Origin of the sequence: Pedobacter anseongensis, assembly GCF_037482965.1 — a bacterium.
Lineage (GTDB): Bacteria > Bacteroidota > Bacteroidia > Sphingobacteriales > Sphingobacteriaceae > Pedobacter > Pedobacter anseongensis.
The window spans coordinates 393,448-406,303 of sequence record NZ_JBBHKB010000005.1 but is presented as its reverse complement, the minus strand read 5'-3'; the positions used below and the strand labels follow the sequence as shown (position 1 = coordinate 406,303).

General features: G+C 36.1%; 7 protein-coding genes. 6 read left to right on the top strand and 1 reads right to left on the bottom strand.

Features of this window, described 5'->3' with window-relative positions; genetic code table 11:
* Window positions 1-14: 14 nt before the first annotated feature.
* Complete coding sequence (locus WG904_RS18840) at window positions 15-1,277, bottom strand: TlpA disulfide reductase family protein (protein ID WP_339580902.1); 1,263 nt, start codon at window positions 1,275-1,277, stop codon at window positions 15-17.
* 123 nt (window positions 1,278-1,400) lie between these two features.
* Here WG904_RS18840 and WG904_RS18835 point away from each other — a divergent pair, with 123 nt between their 5' ends.
* The 6 genes from WG904_RS18835 (at window position 1,401) to WG904_RS18810 (ending at window position 12,838) form a co-directional block, all read left to right on the top strand.
* Window positions 1,401-4,175: an outer membrane beta-barrel protein gene (locus WG904_RS18835; protein ID WP_339580901.1), complete on the top strand. Its 2,775-nt coding sequence runs from the start codon at window positions 1,401-1,403 to the stop codon at window positions 4,173-4,175.
* Window positions 4,176-4,202: 27 nt separating this feature from the next.
* Window positions 4,203-4,964, top strand: coding sequence for a GLPGLI family protein (locus WG904_RS18830; protein WP_339580900.1), 762 nt, complete (start codon window positions 4,203-4,205; stop codon window positions 4,962-4,964).
* Window positions 4,965-5,091: 127 nt separating this feature from the next.
* Window positions 5,092-6,714, top strand: a complete 1,623-nt coding sequence (gene pyrG / locus WG904_RS18825; RefSeq protein WP_339580899.1) for a CTP synthase — start codon at window positions 5,092-5,094, stop codon at window positions 6,712-6,714.
* 72 nt (window positions 6,715-6,786) lie between these two features.
* On the top strand, window positions 6,787-8,592 hold the full coding sequence (gene yidC, locus WG904_RS18820) for a membrane protein insertase YidC (protein WP_339580898.1): 1,806 nt from the start codon (window positions 6,787-6,789) through the stop codon (window positions 8,590-8,592).
* A 204-nt stretch (window positions 8,593-8,796) separates the two neighbouring features.
* Window positions 8,797-11,658 carry a S9 family peptidase gene (locus tag WG904_RS18815; protein ID WP_339580897.1) on the top strand — a complete coding sequence of 954 codons (2,862 nt, stop codon included), beginning with the start codon at window positions 8,797-8,799 and terminating at the stop codon, window positions 11,656-11,658.
* A gap of 25 nt (window positions 11,659-11,683) precedes the next feature.
* Entirely contained in the window at window positions 11,684-12,838 is a 1,155-nt protein-coding gene (locus WG904_RS18810; RefSeq protein ID WP_339580896.1) for a M14 family zinc carboxypeptidase, read from the top strand.
* The last annotated feature ends 18 nt before the right edge of the window (window positions 12,839-12,856 follow it).

Sequence of the window (12,856 nt, the reverse complement as noted above, 5' to 3'; positions counted from 1 at the left end):
TTATTCCTCACGTGTTAATTCAAAATTCCACTTAAAATACCTTCTAGTTCCTTCGCCGTGGGGTTTATTGCCAATATAACTCCTTTTTCATCCAACAGCACCATGCTGCCTCCTGAATTAGTAAGGCCATATTTATTCCAAATCATGTGTTTATCTTCCAAATCAACCAACGTTAACCAAGGGTGTTTTTCGCGATCGAGGGCAATTTTCAGGTTTTCTAAATCCTTAAATTCCCTGGCCACACCGATAACCTCAAATCCTTTATCTTTAAATTCATGGTAAAGCGGCAAAACTTCTCGTGTTTTGGAGATGCAAGGTCCACACCACGATGCCCAAAGGTTAAGTAAGGTAACTTTTCCTTTCATAACCGACGAAAGTTGATACGATTTTCCATTAAGATCTGGAGCCTTAAAGTCTACAAAGCGCGCTCCCTTCTGTAACTTAAAACCATTGATCAAATAATCTAATTTCTTAGTATATGGATGTTCTGGCATGGCTTTGGCCAGACTAGCATATGCAGAACTACTTAGTTTACTGATATAGGCATTTTCATGATGACGACTAAAATCGTCGTATAACATATAATAGGAAACTGGCGTAGAATGGTGCTTAATATACGCATAGCGTTTCATATACATTTTTTCTAGAATATCTTGTTCTTCCAGTTTTATTGCCATCCCCGTTGCGCTTAAATCAGCATTGTTTTTTTGAAGATTAAACATTTCAATTAAAAGCAACGGCAACTTCTCTTTTTCTGCGCCTTTAGCAAGTAAAGATAAGCTATCGTAGGCAACACTATAATAGGATTTACTCGCAATAGCGGCTCGCCGTTTTTGCCGTACCATCAAATAACTCGATTTAAATGCAAGAGAAAATTCCTTCAAGTGCTGTGAATAAGATTGGTTTAGAAAACCACCAATAATGCTATTTTTATCATCACCTTCTGCCATCGGATACAACGTGAGCTTTATTTCCGAAGCATCTGGAAAGAAAATAATCGATTTATAAGCCATTTCGTCTAATTCTTCTTCAAAAATCAATTGGTAAGCCTCCTGTTCCTCAGCATATAATTTGTACTCAAAGGTGTTATTCACGATTGGAATACGAATTTTGTTGATTGTTTGAGGGTCAGTAGTCGCTTTCATAAGGTACAATGCCTTACTTGTACGTTTCTCTACCCTGCCCTTAAGTAAACAGGTTACGGGTGTAGACATTGCAAATACAGCAAACGTATTTAATAACATCAATACAATAAATAAAATACTGGTTCGTTTCATCGTTATATTTTTAGGGTAATGCCAATAGGATGATTAGATGAGTAAATAGGTTACATCCCTTTAAATTTTATATGTCAACTTAAAATTCCTACATTTACTAAACATCTAGTTCTCCTCGTTTTCATGATTAAGAAGCTCTTCATCCTATCCATTTTATCCCTCTCTTTTTTTTATTCCGTCGCTCAGCACGCTGTCATCACAGGCAGTGTAGTAGACACCCTTGAAAAAAGGAAACTACAACATAGTGTAATTATGCTCATTAGAAGTGCAGATTCCATTCTAGTGAAATCAGCACGTGCAAATGCTGAAGGCAAATTCGAGCTTCCTAATCTCCAAAAAGGGCTATATAACCTTCGAATTTCTTATCCAAGAATGGCCGATTATGTGAGAGATATTCGATTAACAGACAGCTCGCATTTTAACATTGGCGCAATTCAAATGGAAACCAAAGCGAATTTGCTTAATGAGGTTATTATTCAAGCAAAAAAGCAGGCCATTACCTTAAAAGGGGATACCATCACCTATCAAGCCGATAGTTTTGCGGTTAAACCAAATGCGAATGTACAAGATTTGTTAAGACGCTTACCCGGAATTGAGGTCGATAAAGATGGAACGATAAAAGCTGGTGGAAAAGAGGTAAACACACTGTTGGTGGATGGTGAAGAATTCTTTGGCGACGACCCTCTTCTGGCTTCTAAATATTTAAAAGCAAATGCTGTAAAAGAGGTTCAGGTTTACGATAAAAAATCAAAAGAAGAAGAACTTTCTGGCATTAAAGAAGGCGACGCTAAAGAAAAAGTGGTGAATATTTTACTTAAAGACAATGCGAAAAATGGGTACCTAAGTACCTTAGACGCGAATAGCGATTTAAGTCATTTTAAGAATATTGGTGGTATGGCAGGCATGTATAAAGGCAAATTGAAAGCTGCTGTTTTTGGCTTTAATTCCAATTTGAACAAAGATTCCAAAGCTAGTGCCTCAATGAGCAAATTAAAAGGTAACGATTACGATGTAATCGAAGTGGGTGATGATGGCAGCACTGTGATGATTAGTTATGGCGGAAATAACGACGATAGGTTTTCGCCAACAAATGGTTTGCCAGATATTATTAACTATGGAGCACATTTCTCTGATAAATGGAATGATAACAAACTTGCTTTGAAGTTAAATTATAGAGGAATTAATAATAATGTCTTGGATAGAAATACCTCAAAAAATCAATCTTTGTTACCAAATGGAACGAACTTTTTTAGCGCCGGAAATTCAACCAGCGATAACACCAAAACGGGCCAAAGCCTAAAAGGGAATGTTAATTTTAAGTTAGATTCTTTAGCAACTTTGCAAATATCATTTGCAGGCAGTAAAAACAATACCCTTGGTACAACTACAAATACTAGCGAAACAAGGGGAACAACAGGGCTTTTTGTAAACAACAGCAATCAATCAAGTAATGGCACTAGTCATGCTAACGTTTTCAATGGCAACATAAATTATGCTAAAAAATTTGCAAAAAGAGGACGAACATTATCAATCGATCTACAGCCAGAAACTAAAAACAGTAACGGCTTAATAGATAATCTGAATGTGACCAACTATTACGACGCAAATGGAGTAGTTAACAGAACGGATAACCAAAATTTTTTGAACGACGATTCAGGTAGTGAAACTTCTTTTGCAACTCGTATATCTTTTAGTGAACCCCTGAATAAGCAATTTACCTTACAAACTGCTTATAGTTTTAAAACAGTAGCATCCAATAGCCATAAGCTGGTTTTTGATAAATCATTGAACAATAAACGGATCGATTCGCTAAGCAACAATTTCGATTTTAATAATTTCTCGAATATTGGAAGGGCAATACTACAATACCGCGCAAAAAAGTTTACCTTGTCTGGTGGTGCTGAAGCTACCCAAACTATTTTTGAGCTTAATGATTTAGACCGAAACAATAAATTTAATCGTAACTACTTAAATTGGGCTCCACAAAGTAATTTAAACTATAAACTGGGCAAAAACTCAAGCTTATCCTTAAATTATAACGGCAATACGCAACAGCCTAGACTAGACCAATTGCAGCCAATTCGTCAAATTAATGATCCACTTTACCAAATCGTAGGAAATCCTAATTTAAAACCATCTTTTAACAATAATGTGGGCTTAAATTTTAATACCTATCAGCAAAAATCTCAAATGTATATGTATGCATATATTGGATATGGATTCACCAAAAATGCAGTTGTAAGTTCTAGGAGTGTAGACAATGTTAACAAAACGGTAAGCACCTTTGTAAATTTAAACGGAAGCAATAGCATGTACGCGGGTGCGAGCTATAATAAAAGCTTTAGTAAATTACATTTTAACGCCAGCTTAAATTTAAATTACAATTTATCTAATTCCGTTTCGATTCTAAATAATAGGCTTAATAAAAACACGAATAATAGCATAAGTTTGAGACCCCAATTTAGTTATTATGGCGACAAAGTTCAGATAGACTATAGTCCATCCGCAACTTTTTCGAATAATACCTCATCCATTGGAGCCATAAATAATGGCAAAAGCTTTAATCATAACCATGAGATTTCTGGCAATATTGAACTCCCTTATCATACCGAATTTAATACTTCAGTATCGCTGTCTTATCAGCCAGCAAACGCTTCGTTCAGTACGCCTATTAATATTGCAATATGGAATGCCTATTTATCACAAAAAATGTTAAAAGCTCAAGAATTGGAAATAAAACTATCTGTTTCTGATATCCTCGCACAAAAAATAGGCTATAATAGATATGTTGGAGGCAACAACATAAGTGAAAGCACTAATTCCTTTATACCACGATATGTTTTAATTGGGTTAACCTATAATTTATCAGGCAACTTTGTTAAAAAAGATAATAAATAGCATAGAAATAATATATATTACTCCAGAATGAAACATTTAGCGCTAACATTAATTTTAATCTTAACATTTCAGCTTTCAAAAGCACAAATTGTTTTTATTAAAAGTGCAAAAATAACCTTCGAAAAAAAGATCAACCAGAAACAGCAACTCGCCAAAAATGATTGGATCTCTGACGATGCAAAGGATAAAATGAGCAAATACAGAACCTCTTTGTGGGAATATAATTTTAACGATAGTAGTGCGATCTATAAAATTAAACCTAAAGAAACACTTGGCGATAATAACTTCTTTTTTATTGCTACCGAAAATACGAATGAACTTTTTACCGATTTCGGCAAAAAAGCTAGGATAATAAGAAAACCAGTTAACGGTGAAGATTTTATTCTAAAAGATACTATACCCCATCTGAATTGGAAAATCATGAACGATGTTAGGCAAATTGCGGGTTATGAATGCCGAAAAGCAGTAGCATTAATAAATGATACCGTTACCGTTATTGCTTTTTATACCGACGAAATTCTATTAAAAGGCGGCCCTGAAGGGTTTACCGGTTTACCAGGATTGATATTGGGATTAGCCATACCGAGGTATAACACAACTTGGTTTGCCACAAAAATCGAAGCGAAAAACATCCCTATTTTAGCCATTAATCCGCCTACAAAAGGCAAAAAAACCGATACAGAAAAAGAATTTAAAAAGCTGATCGATCTCTATACGCTTTACGACGACAAAAAAAATCCCACAAAAATAGAAGACATTAAGAAAAGTTTGTACGGGTTTACTTTATAGGCAAGGATTAATCAAAAAATAATTCACATTTTAACCCTATAAACAAGATTTTTCCTTACCTTTGTATCCCGTACAAAAACAATTAAAAAGGCGTAAAAAAACCTTTTAATTTCACAAACTCACAAACATGACTAAGTATATTTTTGTTACGGGCGGTGTAACTTCCTCATTAGGAAAGGGCATCATCTCCGCTTCATTAGCCAAACTTTTACAAGCAAGAGGTTACCGTGTAACCATCCAAAAATTCGATCCATATATTAATATCGATCCGGGAACCTTAAACCCTTATGAACATGGCGAATGCTATGTAACCGAAGATGGTGCAGAAACAGATTTAGACTTAGGCCATTACGAGCGTTTTCTAAACACTCCAACCTCGCAAGCCAACAACATCACTACTGGACGTATTTATCAAAATGTAATCAACAAAGAAAGAGCTGGAGATTATTTAGGAAAAACCGTACAAGTTGTACCCCACATTACCGACGAAATTAAACGAAACATGCGTATTTTGGGAGATAGTGGTAATTACGATATTGTAATCACCGAATTAGGAGGTACCGTTGGGGATATCGAATCGCTGCCATTTATCGAAGCTGTACGTCAGTTTAAATGGGAAGAAGGCTCTACCAATGCAATTGTAATCCATTTAACCTTAATTCCATTCCTAGCTGCAGCTGGAGAGCTAAAAACGAAGCCTACACAACACTCGGTTAAAGCACTATTAGAATATGGTATTCAGCCCGATATTTTAGTCTGCCGTACCGAACATCACATTAGCATGGATATTCGTAAAAAAATTGCGTTATTCTGTAATGTAAACGTAAATGCAGTAATCGAATCAATCGATGCTTCGTCTATCTATAGTGTTCCTTTGTTAATGATGAAAGAAGCTTTAGATAAAACCGTATTAAGCAAATTAAAACTTCCTTCTAAAGCCGAACCAGATATGGAAAGCTGGAAGGATTTCTTAGGTCGACTTAAAAACCCTACTGCCGATGTTAAAATTGGTTTAGTAGGTAAATATGTAGAACTACCCGATGCCTATAAATCGATCACCGAGGCCTTTATCCACGCGGGTGCACGAAACGAGTGCAAAGTTAGAGTAGAGTATATTCCTTCTGAAAGTATCTACCCTGATAACGTAAAAGAGAAATTAGGGCATTTACAGGGCGTATTAGTTGCTCCAGGCTTCGGAAGCAGGGGCATTGAAGGCAAAATTGAAGCCATTAAATACGTTCGGGAAAATGAAATTCCATTCTTCGGTATTTGTTTAGGGATGCAATGTGCAGTAATCGAGTACGGACGGAATGTTTTAGGCTTAAAAAATGCAAATACTACTGAAATAGACGAAAATTCTGCGCATCAAGTCATCAACATGATGGAAGAACAGAAAAATATTACAACAAAAGGAGGAACCATGCGTTTAGGTGCCTATCCTTGTGATATTAAGAAAGGAACGAGAGCCTTTGCCGCCTATGGCAAACAACACATAACTGAAAGACACAGACATCGTTACGAATTTAATAACGCTTATTTAAAACAATATGAAGAAGCAGGAATGATTGCTTCGGGTATTAATCCAGATAGTAACTTAGTAGAAATTATTGAGCTTAAAAACCATCCTTTCTTTATTGGTGGACAATTTCACCCAGAATTAAAATCAACAGTTGCAAATCCTCACCCACTTTTTGTTAAATTTGTGGCCGCTGCAATGGAGCACGCTAAAAATAAGACAAACCGCGCCTAATAAGTGCAAGCTCCATCTAACTGCTGAAAACAAACTATAACAATAGATAAATAATACGTTTAAAATAAAATAATGGATAGAAATACATTTACAGGCCTGTTCCTGATCATGGTGATTTTAGGAGCAGCTGTTTTCTTCATGAAACCCAGCGAAGCTGATATAAAGAAAGAAAGAGAAAAGGTTACGGCAGATTCGCTTAAGAAAGCTGGCGCTAAGCCTACCACTACCTCATCGGCTGCTGTAACTGCGCCCGTTGCTGTAAAACAAGATTCTGCTGCGTTATCAGGCCCATTTGGCGCTAATCTTAACGGCACCGAAGCTTTATCGATACTCGAAAATGATTTATTAAAATTAACCTTCACTAATGTTGGGGGGAAAATAAAAAGCGTTGAAGTTAAAAATGTTAAAACTTACAACGGAAAGCCAGTTATTCTATTTAACGGCAACGAGAATAGATTTGGCTTAAATTTAAATATCGACGGTAAAATTTTAAACACAAATACACTTTATTTTACCGGTACTAAAAACGGCAATAGCTTGAGTATGCGCGCCAATTACAGTGCTGATAAATACATTGAATTTGTTTATGACCTTAAAGATGCAAGCAGTAATGTAGCTTTTAATGTAAACCTAAATGGTTTAAATGGTATAGTACAAGGTAATGCTGTTAGTTTAAACTGGGAAACAACTTTATTAGAACAAGAGAAATCGGCCAAAAAAGAGCAAGAACATTCCGCACCTTACTATAAATACCTAGAAAAAAACCCAGACCATCTAAGCATCGCTAAAGATGAGAAAGTAGATTTAACCGAAGGTAAGGTAGAATGGTTTTCGTTTAAGCAACACTTTTTCTCGGCAGTTTTAATCCCACAAGTTCCTTTCGAAAAAGGAAACTTGGAAGTAAAAGTGACTACAGAACCCGGTAAGGTTAAATGGTACGGCGCCAATATGCAACTACCATTCAATCAATTAGCCGCACAAAGCTATGCCATGAAGTTTTATTTCGGCACCAATAAATTCTCCACCTTAAAAAAACAAGGTCAAGATATAGAGAAACAGGTGGATATGGGTTACTGGCCATTAAAATACATTAATAGGTGGATTGTTTTACCAGTATTTAACTTTTTAGAAAGCTTTAACTGGGGTTATGGGTTAATTATCTTGGTGCTAACCATTCTCTTAAAATTAGCAATGTCGCCATTAACTTACAAATCATACATCTCGATGGCCAAAATGAGAATTTTAAAACCAGAAATGGACGAGATTAAGGCTAAAGTAGGTGAAGACAATGCAACTTTACTTCAACAAGAATATTTAAAACTCTACAAAAAGGTAGGGGTAAATCCATTAGGAGGATGTTTACCCATGCTATTGCAATTACCTTTTGTAATGGCCTTCTTCTTCTTCTTCCCTAATTTGTTCGAATTAAGAGGTGAAACCTTTTTATGGATGAAAGATTTATCAACATATGATGATTTTATCAAGTTCGGATTTACTGTGCCCTTTATAGGCGACCATTTAAGTTTAATGTGTGTTTTGATGACCATCTCTACATTGATTTATACTTATTTTAACAACCAAATTTCTGGTGCTACTGGCCAAATGAAGTATATCGGCTATATTATGCCTATCATTTTCTTAGGCGTTTTAAATAGCTATCCTGCTGGTTTAAATTATTATTACTTCTTAGCTAACATGTTAACTTTTGCTCAACAGTATTTAATCAGAAGGATGGTTAATGACGAAAAAATACATGCTATTTTACAAGAGAATAAAACTAAGCCACAAACCGAGAAAAAGAAATCTAAGTTTCAAGCCAGGTTAGACGATTACATGCGTACACAGCAGCAAGCAAAGATTCAAGAAAAGAAAAAGTAGTTCTGTTGTGTGTTGCAGGTGCGAATTGCGTAACTGTATGCATAAGCCATATTTTGATATAAATCAAAATATGGCTTTTTTATTCATATCTCACCTCTCCAATCTCTAACTTTGTAAAATTTGATATACACATAGTGAAAATGTGCCTAAATTTTACAATTTTTAGCTTTCGATAGCACCAGATCAACTAACTTCAATAAAACCATGCAAAAAAAATTAACAATTCTTTTTTTATTGTTCGCAAGCATAGCGTATGCACAAAAAAAGCCCATAGATCATTCAGTTTATGATACATGGGAGTCTTTAAGTGCAAAGCAATTTTCCAATGATGGAAATTGGGCAGCGTATAACATTAATCAGCAAGAAGGTGATGCGAATTTGTATTTTCAACATAGCTCAACCCCTCAAAAACTAAAAATAGCTCGAGCAACAGCTCCTGGAAGCTTCGGTAGTGCGTCTCCATTATTTAGTCCTGATTCGAAATTTGCTGCTTTTTCCATTAAACCATTCTACAAAGACATCAGAATGGCAAAAATAAAAAAGAAGAAACCGGATGAAATGACAAAAGATACCTTAGGTATAGCAAATTTAACTAATTTGGCAGTCACAAAAATCCCACGAGTTAAATCATTTAAATTCCCAGAAAATGGTGCTGCGTTATTGGCTTATCATCTAGAAAAAGCAGTAGACACCACTAGAAAAAGACCAACAACAGCCACTGAATCGAAAAATGATGCTAATTTAGCCTATTTTGCAGATGATGAACCCGCAACTGCAGCAAAAGAAGGTACCGACCTTATCCTAAAAAATTTAACTACTGGTGTAGAACGTACCTTTAAATTTGTAACCGATTATGGTTTTAGTAAAGATGGAAAGAAATTGGTTTATGCCGCATCTGGGTCTAAAAAAGATAAAACCGCCCAGCAAGGTGTGTTTTTACTCAACACCGAAACGGGCATAGTAAAAACCTTAGTAAAAGGAAAAGGAAACTTCAAATCTTTCATCTTCGACGAAGAAAGTGAGCATCTAGCATTTATAGGTGAAACCAGTCCAGAAAAAGCAGAGATTAAAGATTTCAACATTTACTACAATTCTTTAACCCTCGATACCGCACAAATCTTGGTTGATAAAATTATTGCCGGAATGCCTCAAAATTATGCAGTAAGCGGCGACGGAAAAATCACTTTTAGCAAAGACGGAAATAAACTATTTTTCGGCATCTCACCTGTTAAAAAACCAAAAGATACTACATTAATCGATTTCGAACATGCAAAATTAGACATTTGGGGTTATAAAGACGATTATCTGCAATCGATGCAATTGAAAAACGTTGATCGCGAATTAAAGAAAAGCTACCTATCTGTAATCGATATATACGGAGACCCTAAAATTGTACCCTTAACAGATGTTAAATTACCGGATGCTACACTCGTAAACGAAGGAAATGCAACATTCGTACTTGCTTCTACCGATTATGGAAACCGTATCCCCTCGCAATGGATGGCTGGCTCGCTGAGAGATTATTACTTAGTGGATGTAAAAACCGCAGCGCGAAAAAAGATATTAGAAGGCTTCGACGGTAATGTTTCTGCATCGCCCGATGGTAATTATATTTTATATTTCGATAAAAAAACCTTGCTTTGGAACACCTATCAAGTAGCCACCGGAAAAGTAACCACATTAAATACCGGAATGACGGTTAAGTTCTTCGACGAAGAAAATGATGTGCCCGACGAACCTAATAGCTATGGAGTTGCCGGGTGGACAGAAGAGGATAAAGCTGTTTTGTTGTACGATCGCTACGACATTTGGCAATTTTCGCCAGACGGGAAATCGGCGCCTAAAAATTTAACAAATGGTGTTGGTCGACTAAACAACCTCACCTTCCGCGTTGAACGAACAGATCCGGATTTCAGATTTTTTAACAAAAAAGAAGTGCTATGGCTAGATGCATTTAACAATACTACAAAAGAAAATGGCTTTTATCGTAAAGCAATAAACGACAACAAAAACCCGGAATTGGTGGTAATGTCGGCCGCAAAATATTCTAATTTAGCAAAAGCTAAAAATGCGGAAATCTATATTTTCGATAAAGGAAACTATACCACTTCTCCAGAAGTTTATATTTCGAAAGACCTTAAAACCTCAACTAAAATAGCAAGTACAAATCTGCAACAAGCCAACTACAATTGGGGTACTGCCGAATTGGTAAAATGGACAACGCCAAAAGGATTTAAATCAGAAGGCGTACTCTACAAACCAGAAAATTTCGATCCGACCAAAAAATATCCAATGATCGTTTACTTCTACGAAAAATTATCAGACGGTCTATATACCTATAAATCCCCTGCCCCTTCGGCATCAAGTATAAACATCCCGTATTTTGTAAGCAATGGTTATTTAGTATTCACCCCAGATATTAGCTACGAAACTGGCCATCCAGGCAAATCTGCCGAAGAATTTATTAATTCTGGAGTAGAAAACTTAAAGAAAAACACCTGGGTAGATGGTACTAAAATTGGTATTCAAGGACAAAGCTGGGGTGGTTATCAAGTAGCGTATCTTATTACTGCAACCAACATGTATGCAGCCGCATGGGCTGGGGCACCTGTAGCAAACATGACTTCGGCTTATGGTGGTATTCGTTGGGAAAGCGGAATTAACAGACAAGGACAATACGAAAAAGGACAAAGTAGAATTGGCGCAAGCTTATGGGATAAACCAGAATTATACATTGAAAACTCTCCTTTATTTCATTTACCTAAAGTTAAAACTCCAGTAGCCATCATGTCTAACGACGCCGATGGGGCTGTGCCTTGGTATCAAGGTATCGAAATGTTTACCGCGTTAAAACGTTTAGGCAAACCAGCTTGGTTATTGAGTTATAATAACGAAGCGCATAATTTGGTTCAACGACAAAATAGAAAAGACATCTCGGTGCGTTTAGGACAATTTTTCGATTATTATTTAAAAGGTGCTAAAGCGCCCGTTTGGATGGTAAACGGTATTCCAGCCACCGAAAAAGGAAAAACATGGGGTTTTGAGTTAACAGATGAAAAACCTTAGTTAACTTCCATTAAGCCTATAAATAATGGATATTGAATTAATCCTTAAAGAATACACTAACGTCAAGGCCCGCGAATTAAAAAACCGTTTTTTAAAACATAGCGACGTGGTTTCGCTACTCGAAAAACTACCTTCAGCCTTCGATGTTACTCAACTTGGTAACTCATTCGAAGGCCGAAGCATACATGCAATAAAATGGGGAAAAGGGAAGACTAAAATCTTACTGTGGAGCCAAATGCATGGCGATGAAGCCACAGGAACCATGGCCATATTCGACTTGTTCAATTTTTTACAGCAAAAGAACGAAATTTGCCAACAGTTATCTGAAAACTGCGAATTGCATTTCATTCCCCTCCTTAACCCAGATGGCGCAGAAAAATTTATCCGACGAAGCGCACAACAAATAGACATTAATCGCGATTTTTTACAATGCCTTACGCCAGAAGCAAAAATTCTAAAAAATTATAGAGATACCATTAGCCCTGAATTTGGGTTTACGCTACACGATCAAATCACACTATGGAGTGTAACCGGATCGCTTCAACCCGCCACCCTTTCTTTCCTATCACCAGCAATAGATCAAGAACTCAGTATTAACCCTACGCGAGAAAAAGCAATGTTAGTGATTGCCGATATGTTCGAAGCCCTAGCACCAATTCTTCCTGGCCAAATGGGGTTGTTTGATGATGAATACGAACCAAGAGCCTTTGGAGATAATTTTCAAAAATTGGGAACTAGTACCATTTTAATCGAAGCAGGTGGATTAAAAAACGATCCTGAAAAACAAGAAATCAGAATACATTATTTTACAGCAATGTTAAAAGGATTGGTTTCTATTGCTACAAAAAGCTATCAAAATAAAAATACCGATCAGTATTTTTTAATTCCTAAAAACAATAAACAGATTTTCCACTTCCTTATTCATGGATTATTCCTCAATGGAATACGAACTAGTGTGGGCATTAATTACGATGAGTGCCCCACTGATGAGGGTAAAAAAACCGTGAAAACCTATAGCATTCAAGATATTGGCGATTTAAGTTTTTGCGATGCCTATCAAACTTTTTCATCTTCAAACTTCACCTTTAATGGAGAAATTATTTTTAACAAAAACGCACATTTCGAATTGTTTAACGAAAATGAGAGGGTTTTACACTTCCAAAATGGAATATTGCTTTAAAAATTACTACATTCAAAC

Excerpts from the sequence above, each read along its gene's own strand:
- yidC (WP_339580898.1), top strand. The coding sequence starts at position 6,787 with ATGGATAGAAATACATTTACAGGCCTGTTCCTGATCATGGTGATTTTA.
- pyrG (WP_339580899.1), top strand. The coding sequence starts at position 5,092 with ATGACTAAGTATATTTTTGTTACGGGCGGTGTAACTTCCTCATTAGGA.
- WG904_RS18830 (WP_339580900.1), top strand. The coding sequence starts at position 4,203 with ATGAAACATTTAGCGCTAACATTAATTTTAATCTTAACATTTCAGCTT.
- WG904_RS18815 (WP_339580897.1), top strand. The coding sequence starts at position 8,797 with ATGCAAAAAAAATTAACAATTCTTTTTTTATTGTTCGCAAGCATAGCG.
- WG904_RS18840 (WP_339580902.1), bottom strand. The coding sequence starts at position 1,277 with ATGAAACGAACCAGTATTTTATTTATTGTATTGATGTTATTAAATACG.
- WG904_RS18810 (WP_339580896.1), top strand. The coding sequence starts at position 11,684 with ATGGATATTGAATTAATCCTTAAAGAATACACTAACGTCAAGGCCCGC.
- WG904_RS18835 (WP_339580901.1), top strand. The coding sequence starts at position 1,401 with ATGATTAAGAAGCTCTTCATCCTATCCATTTTATCCCTCTCTTTTTTT.